A 15,755-nucleotide genomic window follows, 5' to 3' on the forward strand; every position below is an offset into this window, starting at 1 on the left:
GTTACGTTACAATAGAGTGTGAACTTCATCTTTATAACCAATAGAGGAGGATATGCAATCAATGGATTATCGCAGATTAGGTGGAAGCGGACTGAAAGTGAGCGAGATCAGCCTGGGAAGCTGGCTGACGTACGGAGGGTATGTGGAACGTGAAAATGCGGTGAAATCAATTGAAACTGCATTCGATGAAGGCATCAACTTTTTTGATACAGCCAATGTGTACGAGCGCGGTGCAGCAGAGGAACTGCTTGGGCAGACACTCAAAGCGTACTCCCGTGACTCCTATGTGCTTGCAACCAAAGTATTTGGCAAAATGGGCGATGGTCCCAATGACCAGGGGCTGTCTCGCAAACATATCAAGGAGCAATGTGAAGCCAGCTTGAAGCGCTTAGGCGTTGAATATGTGGATATCTATTATTGCCATCGTTATCATACAGAAACACCAATTGAAGAAACACTCCGCGCGCTTGATGATCTGGTACGTCAAGGCAAAGTATTGTATGTTGGCGTCAGCCAGTGGACTGCGGCTCAGATGGAAGCTGCGTTGGGTACAGCAGACCGTCTGCTCCTGGATCATATCGTGGTCAATCAACCGGTGTACAACATGTTTGACCGATATATCGAAAATGAGATTATCCCGCTCGGTGAACGTAAAGGGATCGGACAAGTCGTATACTCTCCTCTTGCTCAAGGTCTATTGACCGGGAAATATACATCCGTATCCGATATCCCAGAGAATAGCCGTGCGGCTAAGCTGGGATGGGATGAAGGAAAGATCAATGCGGATCGCATCGGGAAAGTTCGTCAACTGATTGAAGTGGCGGACAAGCTGGATCTGAAGGTTGGCCAATTGGCCCTGGCCTGGATTCTGCGCCAGAACAATGTATCCAGTGCACTTGTAGGGGCGAGTCGTCCCGAACAGGTAAAAGAGAATGCCGCTGCATCTGGCGTGAAGCTGGATGCTGCCATTGTCGAGGAGATTGAGAGCATCCTTGCCTGATCTTCTGTTATAGCTACAAGCTGAGATGATATGCAATAGTCCATAAAGCAAGGGATGTCCTGTCCGCCTGAATAGGCCAACAAGACATCCTTTTTTTGGATCGCGTTGAACGGTTAGATCCCATTTTTAAGTGTAAGAGACAAGGAGCGAAAAGGTAAGGCACACACGCGGTTACGCCCTGTATTCTTGGCTTCGTATAGAGCGCGGTCGGCCTGTTCGAAAAAGTCGTCATCGTCATGAGTATCACAATGATCCGGATACACGGCTACACCAATGGAGATGGTCAGACGTGTCGTGTGGCCGTCGGGCAGAGCAAAATGGTATTTCTCTACTGACTGGCGGATAGATTCAGCAGTAGCCATTGCCTGACGGTTTCCACAGTCGAGCAAGAGAATGGCGAATTCTTCCCCGCCGTTTCGTGACACAATATCGGCAGATCGGGCATGCTCAACGAGCAGTTGTCCAAGTTGCTTCAGGACCGCATCGCCGGCAGAATGACCATACGTGTCGTTTACTTTTTTGAACCGGTCAATATCAATGGCAAGCAAGGACAGCTTTTGCTGGTAATCACGCGCACGCTGAAGTTCCAGTTGAAGTGATTTTTCGAACTGTCGTCGATTGCTAAGATTGGTAAGATGATCGGTAGATGCTCTTCTCTCCAAAAGGAATAACATCTCATTGGATTTATTGATGAATTCTGCGATGATAAAGATAAATATTCCACCGACGAAGGAAATGGTCATTTGTAACGGATATACCTTCATTAATGAATTCATGCTGTCTGTATTTAACATAAGGATGATAAAGATTAACGTTATGCCGAGCAGATTCATCGTAATAATTTTGGTTAGTCGGGACCAGGAAGCATAAGCGAAATATACACCGGATAGTCCGATCAGAGTCATAACAAATCCTGCATCGATGGCAGAGGATGACATGCCGAACATCAGAATTCGAAGGACCGAGATCACAAGTCCCGTAACGACCGAAGCCATTCCTCCCAGATATACTGCTGCGGTAACGATGGCCAGATGCCGTAGATCTACAATTGTCGTCTCGTTCAGAGGGAAGGAATAGTTCATGAGAACTGTGCCATATATGCCGAATAATAAGCCGCCGATCAACTGAACACGTAATGAGGGAAAAGGCAATCGGATTCTATAGAACTTGGCGATGATCCCGGACACATACATAAACGTAATCATGACACAGATATTGATGAAAAACGTGCTTAACAACCGACATTCCCCCTTTATACGCACATCCCTATATTTTATCTGAAAAATGGTGCTGTAGCGAACCATATTATCCCAAATTATTGAGGGGATTAATGGGAAAGGTGTTTTTAATTCCATATCCGGATTGCTGGGGTGCATATTGACTTCAATATACAATGAGATTTATACTTAATCTAAATCAAAATGTATTCCTTCTTGTTTGGGAAAACCATCATAAGCAGAAGATCGGTGTCTGATTTCATATAAAATGGATCAATGATAAAGGAGAAATGGTTGTGAGAACTTTAAATCTGACGATACAACGACAAGCGGTATATGATGTGGTGCGCCATTCGGAGGATCACCCGACAGCTGCTGATGTTATGAATCGACTCGTGGAACAAGGGTATAATCTGGCCTATGGTACAGTGTATAATTCTCTTCGTTATCTCACGGACAAAGAATTAATACGGGAGCTTAAACTCGGAGAGACAGCCAGCCGGTATGATGCTCGTATGGATGATCATCAGCACATTATGTGTGAAGTGTGCGGCAAAGTGGACGAGGTGATGACAGAGGTGCCTCCACAATGGATGAAACAGGTAGCTGAAGAAACCGGATATGCAATCGATCATGCTCATGTGGTCTTTGGAGGTGTCTGCGGGGAATGCAGAAACAAACGGATCAAGTAAAAATAAAACTTCCTGGCCGCCGTTTACCGCTTAGGGTTAAACCGGCCCTGTCCGATGCAGCACCCCTTGTGGACAATTGTCCTGTTACACGCCGTGTTATTCTGATCAGCCCCATGCCGGGGCAGGTTCATGAACTGGTAAAGGCCTTAACGGATAGCTGCTTCGATGTACTGGTCTTTCACCGTTGGGAACCGGATCTGCATGAGCGACTGGTCTTCGATCTGTTGATCTATGACCTGTCTGTTGCCGGAACGATCGATGCCTTTGCCGGCATTAGCAGCCGATTGAATCGTGAGGCTGAGCATACAACACCTTGTCTGTATCTGGTCGGTGAGAAGATGATCGGCAGCGCCAGTGGACCGATGCTTCAGGAGGAATTGCTGGTGTGGCCTGCACGTCCGCAGGAAGCACTTTACCGGGTGCAGCGTATGATTGGCAACAGTCCAGCGCTGCCCAAACGTGGTTTTTTGCCTGAGGAAGGACAGCGTGTCGGATTCAAGGATCTGTGGCTCGATCGTGAACGAATGAGTGTGCAGCGCGATAATAACCGGATTCATCTAACCAAGACCGAATATGATCTGTTACTCAAGTTGATTGATGCCAAAGGCGCAGTCATTTCCCGTGAGGAGATGCTCAGCGATATCTGGGAGACAGACTTTACGGGTGGAAGTAATGTGGTGGATGTTCATATCAAAAGCTTGCGCAAAAAATTGGGCGATAACGCGTCTTCGCCGCAATATATCGTAACAGTAAGAGGAGTGGGCTACCGCCTGGCGGATTAGTCCGCTTTTTTTTGTTGCCTGAAAAGTATGTTCATCGTTCATTCATGAAGTGATGAAGAACCTCATCTTAAACTCATGTGAACCTCATGCAAGAGAAGAGTAGGACATGTTAGAATCAATTTAACAGTTAGATCAAGTCTAAATGTATATTTATATTGATGCCGAATATGATCTTAATAGTAGATATAGCAACCGTGAGATCCATTAGAGGAGGACGACATGATGGCAGAACGTATGACTACCAATCAGGGAGCACCTGTAGGTGATAACCAGAACTCCCGCACAGCAGGCAGAAGAGGACCGACACTACTTGAAGACTACCATCTCATTGAGAAAATAGCCCACTTTGACCGTGAACGTATTCCCGAAAGAGTCGTACATGCGAGAGGAGCAGGTGCTCATGGCGTATTCACGCTAGAGCAGAGCATGAAGCAATATACAACAGCGGACTTCCTGCAAGAGCCGGGTACGGAGACGGATGTGCTGGTTCGTTTTTCAACCGTTATTCACGGTACTGGATCACCAGAGACTGCACGAGATCCGCGTGGATTTGCCGTCAAATTCTACACGCGGGAAGGCAACTATGATATCGTTGGTAACCATCTGCCTGTGTTTTTCATTCGTGATGCGATGAAGTTTCCCGATATGGTTCATTCCCTTAAGCCGGCTCCGGATACGAACATTCAGGAACCAGCCCGCTATTGGGACTTCATGACCCTCTCACCAGAATCAACGCATATGATGACCTGGTTGTTCTCAGATCTGGGCACACCGGCCAGTTATCGGGAGATGGATGGTTTCGGCGTACATGCGTTCAAATGGATTAATGCTCAGGGGCAGGTCCATTATGTGAAATACAAGTGGGAGTCTGCACAAGGGGTCCGAGGCTTCTCTCGTCAGGAAGCTGCCGAGGTACAAGGACAGGACTTTAACCATGCTACCCGGGATCTCCATGAACATATCAAAAATGGGCAATACCCGCAGTGGAAGTTACAGGTTCAGCTCTTGAAGCCGGAGCAAATGGATGATTTTGCTTTTGACCCACTCGACCCAACCAAAACATGGCCTGAAGATGTTCTGCCGTTCCATACGGTAGGCACCATGACCCTGAACCGGAATCCACAAAACTTCTTTGCTGAAGTAGAGCAGGCTGCTTTTTCTCCAAGTGCGCTTGTACCTGGCATTGAGCCTTCCGAAGACAAATTGCTGCAAGGACGCTTATTCTCCTATCCGGATACACAGCGGCACCGGCTTGGAACGAACTATTTGCAAATTCCGGTGAATTGCCCTTACGCACCTGTTCGTAACCACCAGCGTGATGGACTCATGAATGTGAATCAGGACCCATCTCCGGTGAACTATGAACCGAACAGTACCGAAAGCAGCCCACAGGAAGATTCGGCATACCGCGACAGTCAGGTTCCATTGCAAGGGCATGTTACACGCGAGAAAATCGAGAAAACGGATGATTACACGCAAGCAGGAGAGCTTTTCCGTTCATTTACCCCTGTAGAGCAGCAGCATCTGCTGGATAATCTGATCAATGACCTCAAGGGAGTATCTGTCGATATTCAAATGCGCGCTCTGTGCCATTTCTTCCGGGCAGATGGACAGCTTGGTGGACGTTTGGCTCATGGACTCGGTGTGGATATTTCTGCACATATGCCATCACAGGATGGACAATAAAGTACAGTTTGATCCTGTTTTCATAACATAAAATGGACTGATATTCAGTGAAGACTGGGCAGAACCGTGAACGTGCGGAACTCCCCGGTCTTTCGCTTTTTTTGCTGAAATGGAAAACAAATTTACAAATCATTTACATAAAATAGCTGACATAGAGGTTGACTTCTCATTTGATGGCACTACAATGGGTAGTGTGAGGGGTGTCAGAAAATGAGAATACACAATTTTAAAGTGGGTGAGCGTGGGCTCAACCGATTTTTTGGTCCGCTGGAAGCCAAGATCATGGACATTTTATGGGCACGTCCTGGCAGCAGCATTCGTGAAGTGCAGACCGCACTTGAACAAGACAAAGACGTCAATTTCAATACAGTCATGACCGTAATGAACCGGCTCGTGGATAAGGGACTGCTTGGCAAGTCACAAAAGGGCAGAACATCGTTGTACCAGCCGGTACAGAGCAAGGAGGAGTTTATGAACGACCAATCCAAGGAACTGTCACATGAGTTGGTGGATGAATTCGGAGCACTGGCATTGAATCATATGCTGGATGCGCTGGATGAAGCGGATGCGGGTCTAATTGAACGCCTGGAACAGAAGATCAAACAATGGAAAAAGGATAGCGATTAACATGTGGAAGACCCGCTCGAAACTTTTGTTTACCGTCGGGTTTGGCATTCCGTTACTCGTGTTCATGCAGATGTTCATGTACGCGATGTACAAAATTTTTGGCTGGGATATCCCGTTTAATCTGCTCTGGCTCTGCAATCATTGGATGAGTCGCTTGGGCTGGTTATCCGTGGGACATTTCTTGCTGGCACTGGTCTTGCTGACATTTGCGGGAACAGGCTGGTTGCTTACGGTTCGAATGATGAAAACACGGGCAGCAATCCGCAAGCTCCGCTCCATGGAGATTCGGGCGCTATCCAGCGAGCTGGAGTCCACGTATCATGATCTGGGACAGCCAAGTTTCATTGTGGTGGACAAGCCTTCACCCGTGGCATTTACCATTGGTCTATGGAGACCCTATATTGTACTTTCCACTGGGCTGCTGGACATGCTTGATGCGGAAGAGGAGGTAGCGGTTGTCTATCATGAAGTACATCATCTGTGGCACCGTGATCCTCTGAAAACGACGTTGCTGTCGGTATTTGCAATCATGATGCCGTACATTCCCGTTTTGAAGCACACTTCAAAGCAATATCATATCGTTAGAGAAATTCTGGCAGACAATGAGGCCATTGAACGTACAGGCAATGTGGCAGGCATTGGTAGTGCTTTGCTCAAGCTGCTCCGTGCTTGTCCTGAACCTTGGGGGGCAAAAGAACTGACCGTTCAATCCTCATTTGCCGATACGTCGGTAAATGTCCGAATTTCACGTCTGCTTGATCCGGAACAGGACGTGACGCTAAGATTGCCACGTTATGCTGTTCTGATGTCGGCTACTGTTTTCCTATTGCTGTCTATCTTGTTTGTCTGGTCCATCGGATAGTTAATTTGGCTAAATGTGAGGTCGAATATGTCGAATATAACGAGGAAGGAAGATGAACATGAATAATAAAAGTGTAGAGATTGGACTGCTTTTCTCCAGGATTATGATTGGTTTGATCTTTGTATTGCACGGTTGGAGTAAATTCGAAGGTGGAATTAGCGGTACGGTAGGATTTTTCGAAAGTATCGGTATTCCCGGATTTCTTGCATCCGTCGTGGCGATCATTGAGTTGGTAGGTGGTGCGGCGATGATTCTGGGCTTGGGAACACGCGTGTTTGCTGCCCTGTTTGTCATCGTTATGGGTGGCGTTCTGCTTACAGCCAAAGTGGGCGAGCCGTTCATGGGTGGTACCGAGTTGGATTACCTGTTACTGGCGGGTTCCCTGACGCTGCTCTTCACAGGAAGCCGCTTTCTGGCTGTGGATTATATGTTCTCCAGACAGGGGAATGCTCGCCAGAAAGTGAGTGCTTAATCGATTAACGATTACTACAAAATAATGAAGTGCAGGATTAGTCCTGTAACAAGGTTCTTTATTGGCCAGGCCGGTTCGGGAATTGAATTTTCGAACCGGGCTGATCGGTAGAGAACTTTTTTCGTTTGTACGAGATGCCTGAGGTTTGTTACAATGAGAATAAGTATGCTACTAAGAAAAAATAAGGAGGATGCATTTTATGATTAACGTCATTCCATCCGATGCCCGTTCCAGCTTCGATCGAGGCTGGCTCCGTGGAAGTCACAGCTTTTCTTTCGGAGAATACCAAGACCCGGAGAATACGGCGTTTGGACCGATGCGGGTAGCGAACGACGATGTGATTGCGCCTGGACGCGGTTTTGGGGCACATCCACATAGTGATATGGAGATTGTATCCATCGTACTCAGCGGCAAGTTACGACATGAAGATAATCTGGGCAATGTGGCCGTTACAGGTTTTGGCGGTATTCAGCGAATGTCAGCAGGCAGTGGCATGATTCATACCGAGCATAATGCATCCGATACGGAAGAAGTACGTCTGCTTCAGCTCTGGTTCATGCCGCATACGAGAGGGTTGGAGCCATCCTATGAGACCACATCATTTGATCCAGCGGCCCTGGCAGGAGCACTCGTGCCGATTGTATCCCCGGATGGGGGACCAAGAGTTGCGTCCATTCATCAGGATATGACGATATATCTCGGCCGATTAGCCAAAAACGAAACGTTAACCTTCCATCAGGAAACGGACCGCCGGATGTACATTTTCTCCATCGAAGGCAAGCTGGGATTGGATGGAGATTACCCGTTGAACGAAGGCGATACGGCTCGTGTGGCACAGCAGAACTCAATTGAGCTGCAAGCAAACGAAGATACGTTCTTTATGTTGATTGATTTGCCGTAAATGCTGATGAAATGAACTCCAAGATGAAGGAGGATATACACGTATGGCGCAACAGGAATGGTTTATGGTCAAACATGCGGTGACCGGGCGAGGACTGGCGAATAGCAAAACAGATTCCCTGTCCTATCGATTCCAACAGGAGGGTACAGGTTTCCTATTTACCGTGACGGGTCTGGACGAGCAGATTGTGGAACAGATTATGGAGCTTAGACAGGAATTAAACGTATTTCGTTTCGTACAGCGCAAGGATCAGCCCCTTTTGAAGCACTGGTACTACGTAGATGGTGGACGGGTAGTGTACAACAGGGAGAGTCACACGTTAACCATCTATGCGAAGTCCGAGATTCGCTATGTGCCTGAAGATTATTTCGCAGATTAACTACAAAATAGCTTGATTAGGATCTGAAATAAGATAAGAAGGTCTCTGTTAAATACAGGGGCCTTTTTTGCTGTCTGAAGTCAGAAAATTTAATCGTACTTTTGCAAAAATAAACCACATAATTCCCGGCTGTCTGGCACAAGCTACCTTGTATAAAAACAAGAAACGGAGGGGCGGCATATGGCGGACAAAACATCCGGGAAAGACAAGTCCCGGCAATCGGGACGAGCTTCAGAAGAGAAAAAACATATCCCTTTGGGACTGCCGTCCCCGCCTTTTCTACGGCAGCCGATCAGTAGAGTACATGAAACTCAGATTCAAGCGGTAAAGGAGATCTTCTCCGAATGCTCGGATGTGGTATTTCGCAATGTGATGATTACGCCGGAAGTGAAAGGGCTTCTGGTCTATATTGAAGGCATTGTTAACTCAGCGGATATCCAGGAGCATATGCTGCGTCCGATTATTAGAGGTCTGGTGCAGCAACGTACAGATGAGCCCGATGTTCCACTGGATGATACAACCGTTGAGCTGACGCAAGTGAAGCGGGTTGAAACTTGGGCTGCTGCGACAGAAGGAGTGCTTGCATCCTCCGCACTTCTGGTGGTCGACGGAAGCAGCGAAGCCTGGATGTTTAACGTAAAAGGCGGCGTCAGACGCGGGGTGGAGGAACCGCAGACAGAATCTGTGATTCGAGGACCGCGTGAGGGATTCACCGAAACGCTGCGTGTGAATACGGCTTTATTGCGGTTCAAGCTGAAAAGCCCCTCTCTCAAGATGGTAAGTATGACCCTTGGTACCGAAACCAAGACAGATATCGTTCTGACCTATATGGAGGATGTTGCTGATCCGAAGTTGATTCGGGACGCGAAGAAACGTCTGGAGAAAATTAAGATTGATGGCATTCTGGAGACGGGTTATATCGAGGAATTAATTGAAGACCACCCGTATTCTCCATTCCCCCAGATGCACTATTCGGAGCGCCCGGATACAGTAGCAGGTAACTTGTTGGAAGGGCGATTTGCCATTTTGGTAGACGGCACTCCCTTTGCGTTAATTGCTCCGGTCACGATGTGGCAGATGCTTCAGGCCAGTGAGGATTACTATGAACGATTCTTCATCAGTAATCTGGTACGCTGGATTCGCTTTTTATTCGTGGCTATTGCTCTATTTCTACCAGCACTGTATATCTCGATCACGACCTTTCATCAGGATATGTTGCCGACCACGCTGATTCTAAGTATTGCTGGTGCACGGGAAGCCATCCCTTTTCCAGCTTTGGTGGAAGCTCTCATCATGGAACTGTCGTTCGAAGCCCTCCGTGAAGCAGGGGTCAGGTTACCGAAAACAGTGGGTCAGGCCGTCAGTATTCTCGGTGCGCTCGTAATTGGGCAGGCCGCAGTCCAGGCAGGAATTGTGTCCGCACCAATGGTTATTATCGTATCCATGACAGGTATAGCTTCCTTTACGATTCCGCGGTTTAACTTTGCGATTACCGTACGGCTGCTGCGATTTCCCCTCATGTTGCTGGCCGGCATGCTCGGACTGTACGGCATAGTGATCGGTCTGGTTCTGATCTCTGTACATCTGACACAGATGACTTCTTTTGGTGTACCTTATCTATCAGGTCTTAGCCCGTATAGTAAAACAGATACCAAGGATATTCTTATTCGTGTGCCGTGGTGGAAAATGATCAATCGTCCTTCCACGGTTCAGGATAACCAGAAACGGATGAATGAGAAGATCAATGGTTCGCCTGAAGCAGAGGAAGGATGGTGAACACATGTTTCTTATTCGTAAATTCCGCACTGTGATGATGTTGCTGCTATGTACCATTTTCATAGCAGGCTGTTGGGATCGTAAGGAAATTAATGATGTTGCCTTTGTGATTGGCATAGCTGTTGATAAGGAGCAGGACAATTACAGATCCAGTCTCCAGATTGCTCTGCCTGGACAATCCGGTTCTACCGGGAGTTCTGGAGGTGGCGGGGGGACAAGCGGGGATAAATCGTGGTTCATGTTGTCCAATACCGCGAAGACACTGAGAGGGACTACACTTGAAGGCCAAAAATCACTCTCACGAAAGATTTATTATGCACACCGCCGTACCATGCTGATTGGAGAGGATCTTGCCCGGGATGGCGTGGCTCCGATGCTTGATTTGTTTACACGCTACCCGCTCAACCGATTCTCTGCATTACCGGTCGTGACGAAAGGTGCGGCATACGAAGTTATGGATACGGATGCCCCTATAGAGAAGTTCCCATCCGAGATGGTGCGCGAGTTGTGCTTCCTAAACATGCGGAATCCACGATCACTTAAAACATTTATTGATGCCATTCTTAGTGATGGTGTGGATCCGTTTCTGCCGGTTGCTTCGAAAGTGAGCAATGTTCCAGAAGGTTGGAAGGACCCCAAATCAAACATTAAGTTGGATGGATTGGCCATTTTCAAAAAAGACAAGCTGGTTGGCATGATTGATAAGGCTCCAGCAGATGCATTAATTCTGGCTATGGGAGAGGCCAATGCGCCAGAAATTATGGTTAAAGCCCCTGGCGGAGAAGGAAATATGTTCATCAAGCTGAACGAGAACAACTCCTCACTACATCCATATATCAAAGATGACAAGGTGGTCGTGAACATTGAGCTATATGCAAAGGGTGTTCTTGTAGATAACGAATCCAATTATGGTGATCGGCGTGAGAACGAGATTGTGAAGTTAAATGAAGCGATTCACGAGAAAATCAAATCCGACATCGAGGAAGGTGTCCGTCTGGTGCAGGAGAAATACCACGCCGACATTCTTGGAATTGGTCGGTCCATCCATCAACATCTGCCAGCGGAATGGGACAAAATGAAGGATCGATGGAATGACATATATCCTGAAGTCAAGGTGACGGTTACCCCCCATGTCATTATCGAAAATGTAGGGGTGAGCAATAAACCTATCGGCGTAGTGGAGGAGGACATTGTGCATGATTAAGCCGCTGTTATATACCTACTTGGCCATGGCGATCGTGGTCATCATCATGGATTTCAGACATTTGAAACAAGCGGCTGTCATTAATCGATGGCTATCTTATGGACTGATTGTATTGGGGACGGGCATTTGGTTCTATGTAACCCATCTGAGCAAAACCTTATATGTGTCTGTATGGATAAGTCACGTCATCCAGCGCTTATTGCCATTGCCATAGATTTATGGACGGTGAGTATGTGAGTTGTGAATTGGCGAAAGGGAAGGAGGTATTTCATGAATCAGAAAGTGACACACCGCCAGATGATATTGCTCGTGCTGCTGCTCAGTATTTCTGGCACGTTGATTCAGCCCCATGCGCAGGCTATTTACTATGCGGAACAACATGCTTATCTATCGTATGTGCCAGTGGTTCTCGTGATGCTCTTATCCATGTGGATGGTAAGCCGGGTTCAACGGAGATTTCCGGACCAGGATCTGTTTGAGGCTCTTACCAGTCGTTTCCCCTTTTTGGGAAGGCTCGCGGGATTGATGTACATTTTGTTTTTTTTCTTCGTGTTTGCGAGAGACATCCGGTTAACAGGTGACTATATAAGTATAACGCTACTAGAGACAACACCCATTTCCATCGTTGTACTATCACTTATCGTGATGGGAGTCTTTATCGTCAGAGGTGGACTCGGTTCCTTGATTGGAATGGCAGAGTTGTATGTGACGCTGTTCTTGTTAAACTCGGTTGTTGTGCCTTTTATGCTTATTCAACAGATTAATATGGATAATCTGATGCCGTATTTTCACATTGATGTTGCGGGAGTAGGCAAAGGGAGCTGGTACATATTCTCATTTTTCGGAGAGATGATTGCACTGCCTTTTGTAGTCAAGGGTAGTGACTTTAAATTCAAATCTGTGTCTACGGGGATTATTCTCTCTGCATTGCTGATGATGTTAATCGTTGTGGAGACCATTACTTCCATCGGAGTTCCGATAGCGTCAAGACTGGTATACCCCTCTTATGAGTTGGCCAGACAGCTACAAATCAGTGATTTCCTGGACCGTTTTGACCTGGTGCTAGCAGCGGCAACCTTGCCTACCATGATTACTAAGATTGCATTTGATCTCTACTTTGTATGCTGGGGACTGAAACGAATGGTTCCAAACGTGTCAGGCAAAGTATTGACAGGTCCTGTGGCCCTGGTCGGCTTTGTCTGTGCATTCTGGTTCTTCCGAAATGCAATTCAGCTCAATCGATTTACCCGGGAATGGACATGGATCGCCATTGTTTTTGAAGCGCTATTTCCTGTAGTATTGTTTCTTTTCCTTCGTCCACGCAAAAAGGATAAGCAAGGATCTTCCCATCAGAAATCGAGAGAACATTCGGGGAAAGAAAAGTCTGAACCGGAACAAGAAACTGTTGATTTCGGGAAGGATAAGGAGAAAGGAAGGAAGGATTCTCACGGTGGAGAACTCCAACCTTCCTGATACATTCCATCAAAAATCCTTATAGATGAACGGGCAAAAATAGGGTAAGCACAGTTTCGCTTCACAGAAGTACCCTGTATACTGTAGTCAGACTGATGAACATTCGGCTGGACTAACGGGGGGAACATGGATGGCTCAACATTTGGCAGGTGTGCGTGTAGCATTGACAGGACCACGAAAATCGAAAGAAATGTCCATACTGGTTGAAAAAATGGGGGGAATCCCGCTTGTGCGACCGGCACAGGGGACGGTATTCCTGGATGATCGGAGTATCAGGGATGGGCTGGTATCCTGGATCTCAGACCCGCCAGACTGGGCGGTGTTAACGACGGGTATGGGATTGGATGCGTTGTTTGAAATGGCTGAGGATATGGAAGTCGCGGGACAATTGTTGGATGTATTATCGGAATCTTCCATTGCAGCGAGGGGATACAAGACGGTGAATGCGCTCAAGAAGCGCAGATTAACGCCCCTGGTACGGGATGATGACGGTAGCACGGACGGGCTCATTCGAGAATTCGCCCCACACGATCTCGCAGGGAAAAAGGTCATATTACAGCTTCATGGAGAGACAGCTCCCAAACTTGTCGCATGGTTGGAAGAACAGGGTGCAATCGTCAGACAAGTGCTCCCTTACCGCCATGTTCCGCCGGAAGAGGCAGAGCTGGAACAGCTGTTGAATGAGATTCTAAATTTCGAGGTAGATGCGGTTGCATTCACAAGTGGACCCCAGGTCAGATTCCTGACGCAATACGCGGCCTCCCAGGACAAGCTTGAGCCGATGCTTGCCGCCTTCAGACAAGGTGTAGTTCCTGCGTCTGTAGGTAAAGTTACAGCAAACTCCATGCGTGAAGAAGGCATTGAGGCGCTGGTCATTCCGGAAGAAGAGAAGATGGGAGCGCTCATCGTAGAGCTTGGACGTTACTTTGCGGCGGGGCGTGTGGCCAAGAGCAGTGGCCTGCAATCATAGTTATCAATGACTATGAATGGTTTTAATCATTAGGTAGATGCATGGTTTAAAACGAATCTTATATGTATATGTTACATCAGGTTCTGATCCGTTTTTTGGATCAGGACTTTTTTCTGTTTTGTCTGAAAATAGAAGAATGGATAAGTATCATAAGCATGGACATTATTTCCTGCACGGTGTTATTATGAAAACAATATTGAATGAAAACAAGCAAGGTGCTCTTGCGTGAAGCAAGAGGTAACAGGGAATCGGGTGTAAGTCCCGAGCGGTCCCGCCACTGTAATGGTGAAGCCCTTTTTGATCCAAGTCACTCGGAGAGCCGGGGAAGACAGAAAAGGAAGCTGATGATCCAAAGCCAGGAGACCTACCTTGCATGTGTCACCAAACCCTTCGCGGAAAGGAGTGGTGTACGAAGAATCAGGAATTGGGCGAACAATCGGTTCGCCCGGCTGGCCCCTCCAGGCCACATAGTCACAGGACTACCTTCTGGGAGTCTGGGACTGTGTTCTTGAGTGTACGTACATGCGTATCCCATCCGTTACAAGGATGGGATTTTTTTGTTTTTTTAGATAAATGCACATCCTTGCGATACCTACCCTATGTCGGGAAATTGCAGGTAGAGAAATAGATTAGTTGGATCATAAAAGGTGTTGTAAGAGCCTTGTTCGATAGTCTGAGTAAACAGAGCTGACGAGTTGAACATGCAATATGTGGGGAGAAGGTCGGCATAGCCGCCCTTCTTCACTGTTTACATCAGTACGACAAGTATGATGAAGGAGGAGAAGTCATGCAAGATCAAGGCAAGTTGCTGATTATCGGGTTCGGTCCGGGAGCTATGGAACATATCACGAAGCGGGCACTCGAAGCACTTCAGGAGAGCGAGGTTATTATCGGATACAACACCTATGTGGATCTGATTCGACCTTTGTTAAACGGGCAAGCGATTGTGCGCACAGGCATGACGGAGGAAGTAAGCCGTGCACAAGAAGCGGTCAGACAGGCAGAGATGGGCAAAATTGTTGCCGTAATTTCCAGTGGTGACGCAGGCGTATATGGTATGGCGGGTCTGGTGTACGAGGTGCTGATGGAGCAAGGCTGGAAGCCGGATACGGGTGTTGCTGTCGAAGTTATTCCGGGCGTTTCGGCTATTCAGTCTTGTGCTTCCCTGCTTGGTGCTCCCGTCATGCATGATGCATGTACGATCAGCCTTAGTGATCATCTCACGCCGTGGGAGACCATTATTCGCCGGGTTGAAGCCGCAGCGTCCGCTGATTTTGTCATTGCCCTGTACAATCCACGGAGTGGACGGCGCACACGCCAGATCGTGGAGACACAGGAGATGATCCTGCGTTATCGTGATCCACAGACCCCGGTAGGTCTGGTGAAAAGTGCATACCGTGAGCGTCAGGACGTTGTCATGACCACACTGGAGGATATGCTGAATCATGATATCGGCATGCTGACGACTGTGATTATCGGCAATTCCTCGACCATGATGTACGAAGGACTCATGGTCACACCACGGGGGTATCAGCGGAAATACACGCTGAACACCGCGGAACAGTCGCTCAGACCTCATGAGCGACTACGCACGGAAGCCGAGCCATGGTCGCTCGGCGCAAGGGAAGCCCGCACTGCCGCCTCCGGCGATGCAGCGGGCGAGAGCGCGGCCAGCGATGCATCGGCTGCGCAGCCACAGGCGGAGCCAGCCCCT

Annotated in this window: 16 protein-coding genes and 1 riboswitch; of the genes, 15 read left to right on the top strand and 1 reads right to left on the bottom strand. The window is 47.8% G+C overall.

What is annotated here, in order from left to right; translation table 11 throughout:
- The first annotated feature begins 61 nt into the window (after nucleotides 1-61).
- Nucleotides 62-1,000, top strand: coding sequence for an aldo/keto reductase family protein (locus MHH93_RS24320; protein ID WP_500056115.1), 939 nt, complete (start codon nucleotides 62-64; stop codon nucleotides 998-1,000).
- Nucleotides 1,001-1,113: 113 nt separating this feature from the next.
- Here MHH93_RS24320 and MHH93_RS24325 read toward each other — a convergent pair whose 3' ends face one another.
- Nucleotides 1,114-2,238 (bottom strand): GGDEF domain-containing protein, encoded by a 1,125-nt coding sequence (locus MHH93_RS24325; RefSeq protein ID WP_440391217.1) that lies wholly within the window; start codon nucleotides 2,236-2,238, stop codon nucleotides 1,114-1,116.
- A 275-nt stretch (nucleotides 2,239-2,513) separates the two neighbouring features.
- Between MHH93_RS24325 and MHH93_RS24330 the strand changes: the two genes are divergently transcribed.
- From MHH93_RS24330 to cobJ, 14 genes are all read left to right on the top strand, one after another.
- Nucleotides 2,514-2,909 (top strand): Fur family transcriptional regulator, encoded by a 396-nt coding sequence (locus MHH93_RS24330; protein ID WP_036612807.1) that lies wholly within the window; start codon nucleotides 2,514-2,516, stop codon nucleotides 2,907-2,909.
- Complete coding sequence (locus MHH93_RS24335; protein ID WP_421893949.1) at nucleotides 2,885-3,691, top strand: winged helix-turn-helix domain-containing protein; 807 nt, start codon at nucleotides 2,885-2,887, stop codon at nucleotides 3,689-3,691. Before MHH93_RS24330 ends, MHH93_RS24335 begins: the two co-directional genes overlap by 25 nt.
- Before the next feature lie 222 nt (nucleotides 3,692-3,913).
- Complete coding sequence (locus MHH93_RS24340; protein ID WP_500056127.1) at nucleotides 3,914-5,377, top strand: catalase; 1,464 nt, start codon at nucleotides 3,914-3,916, stop codon at nucleotides 5,375-5,377.
- Nucleotides 5,378-5,587: 210 nt separating this feature from the next.
- Nucleotides 5,588-6,004: a BlaI/MecI/CopY family transcriptional regulator gene (locus MHH93_RS24345; RefSeq protein WP_017691824.1), complete on the top strand. Its 417-nt coding sequence runs from the start codon at nucleotides 5,588-5,590 to the stop codon at nucleotides 6,002-6,004.
- A 1-nt stretch (nucleotide 6,005) separates the two neighbouring features.
- Nucleotides 6,006-6,866, top strand: a complete 861-nt coding sequence (locus tag MHH93_RS24350) for a M56 family metallopeptidase (protein WP_500056116.1) — start codon at nucleotides 6,006-6,008, stop codon at nucleotides 6,864-6,866.
- 58 nt (nucleotides 6,867-6,924) lie between these two features.
- Complete coding sequence (locus MHH93_RS24355; RefSeq protein WP_500056117.1) at nucleotides 6,925-7,338, top strand: DoxX family protein; 414 nt, start codon at nucleotides 6,925-6,927, stop codon at nucleotides 7,336-7,338.
- Nucleotides 7,339-7,537: 199 nt separating this feature from the next.
- On the top strand, nucleotides 7,538-8,239 hold the full coding sequence (locus MHH93_RS24360; RefSeq protein WP_500056118.1) for a pirin family protein: 702 nt from the start codon (nucleotides 7,538-7,540) through the stop codon (nucleotides 8,237-8,239).
- Nucleotides 8,240-8,282: 43 nt separating this feature from the next.
- Nucleotides 8,283-8,618, top strand: coding sequence for a hypothetical protein (locus MHH93_RS24365; RefSeq protein WP_500056119.1), 336 nt, complete (start codon nucleotides 8,283-8,285; stop codon nucleotides 8,616-8,618).
- Nucleotides 8,619-8,798: 180 nt separating this feature from the next.
- Nucleotides 8,799-10,394, top strand: coding sequence for a spore germination protein (locus MHH93_RS24370; protein ID WP_500056120.1), 1,596 nt, complete (start codon nucleotides 8,799-8,801; stop codon nucleotides 10,392-10,394).
- Between the two features lie 4 nt (nucleotides 10,395-10,398).
- On the top strand, nucleotides 10,399-11,598 hold the full coding sequence (locus tag MHH93_RS24375) for a Ger(x)C family spore germination protein (RefSeq protein ID WP_500056121.1): 1,200 nt from the start codon (nucleotides 10,399-10,401) through the stop codon (nucleotides 11,596-11,598).
- Nucleotides 11,591-11,812 carry a hypothetical protein gene (locus MHH93_RS24380; RefSeq protein WP_440391225.1) on the top strand — a complete coding sequence of 74 codons (222 nt, stop codon included), beginning with the start codon at nucleotides 11,591-11,593 and terminating at the stop codon, nucleotides 11,810-11,812. Before MHH93_RS24375 ends, MHH93_RS24380 begins: the two co-directional genes overlap by 8 nt.
- Before the next feature lie 56 nt (nucleotides 11,813-11,868).
- A complete protein-coding gene (locus MHH93_RS24385) occupies nucleotides 11,869-13,071 on the top strand; it encodes a GerAB/ArcD/ProY family transporter (protein ID WP_500056122.1) in 1,203 nt (400 codons plus the stop codon).
- Nucleotides 13,072-13,201: 130 nt separating this feature from the next.
- Nucleotides 13,202-14,041, top strand: coding sequence for a uroporphyrinogen-III synthase (locus MHH93_RS24390; protein WP_500056123.1), 840 nt, complete (start codon nucleotides 13,202-13,204; stop codon nucleotides 14,039-14,041).
- A 196-nt stretch (nucleotides 14,042-14,237) separates the two neighbouring features.
- A riboswitch (cobalamin riboswitch) is annotated at nucleotides 14,238-14,427 on the top strand.
- 401 nt (nucleotides 14,428-14,828) lie between these two features.
- The coding region (gene cobJ, locus MHH93_RS24395) for a precorrin-3B C(17)-methyltransferase (protein ID WP_500056124.1) at nucleotides 14,829-15,755 on the top strand (927 nt) is incomplete at its 3' end.

Source organism: Priestia sp. FSL H7-0729, assembly GCF_038005685.1.
Classification (GTDB): Bacteria; Bacillota; Bacilli; order Paenibacillales; family Paenibacillaceae; genus Paenibacillus.

What these genes read in the sequence shown, in the direction of transcription:
- MHH93_RS24350 (WP_500056116.1), top strand. Translation starts at nt 6,006, where the DNA reads ATGTGGAAGACCCGCTCGAAACTTTTGTTTACCGTCGGGTTTGGCATT.
- MHH93_RS24320 (WP_500056115.1), top strand. Translation starts at nt 62, where the DNA reads ATGGATTATCGCAGATTAGGTGGAAGCGGACTGAAAGTGAGCGAGATC.
- MHH93_RS24385 (WP_500056122.1), top strand. Translation starts at nt 11,869, where the DNA reads ATGAATCAGAAAGTGACACACCGCCAGATGATATTGCTCGTGCTGCTG.
- MHH93_RS24345 (WP_017691824.1), top strand. Translation starts at nt 5,588, where the DNA reads ATGAGAATACACAATTTTAAAGTGGGTGAGCGTGGGCTCAACCGATTT.
- MHH93_RS24335 (WP_421893949.1), top strand. Translation starts at nt 2,885, where the DNA reads ATGCAGAAACAAACGGATCAAGTAAAAATAAAACTTCCTGGCCGCCGT.
- MHH93_RS24390 (WP_500056123.1), top strand. Translation starts at nt 13,202, where the DNA reads ATGGCTCAACATTTGGCAGGTGTGCGTGTAGCATTGACAGGACCACGA.
- MHH93_RS24365 (WP_500056119.1), top strand. Translation starts at nt 8,283, where the DNA reads ATGGCGCAACAGGAATGGTTTATGGTCAAACATGCGGTGACCGGGCGA.
- MHH93_RS24375 (WP_500056121.1), top strand. Translation starts at nt 10,399, where the DNA reads ATGTTTCTTATTCGTAAATTCCGCACTGTGATGATGTTGCTGCTATGT.
- MHH93_RS24370 (WP_500056120.1), top strand. Translation starts at nt 8,799, where the DNA reads ATGGCGGACAAAACATCCGGGAAAGACAAGTCCCGGCAATCGGGACGA.
- MHH93_RS24380 (WP_440391225.1), top strand. Translation starts at nt 11,591, where the DNA reads ATGATTAAGCCGCTGTTATATACCTACTTGGCCATGGCGATCGTGGTC.
- MHH93_RS24355 (WP_500056117.1), top strand. Translation starts at nt 6,925, where the DNA reads ATGAATAATAAAAGTGTAGAGATTGGACTGCTTTTCTCCAGGATTATG.
- MHH93_RS24360 (WP_500056118.1), top strand. Translation starts at nt 7,538, where the DNA reads ATGATTAACGTCATTCCATCCGATGCCCGTTCCAGCTTCGATCGAGGC.
- MHH93_RS24340 (WP_500056127.1), top strand. Translation starts at nt 3,914, where the DNA reads ATGGCAGAACGTATGACTACCAATCAGGGAGCACCTGTAGGTGATAAC.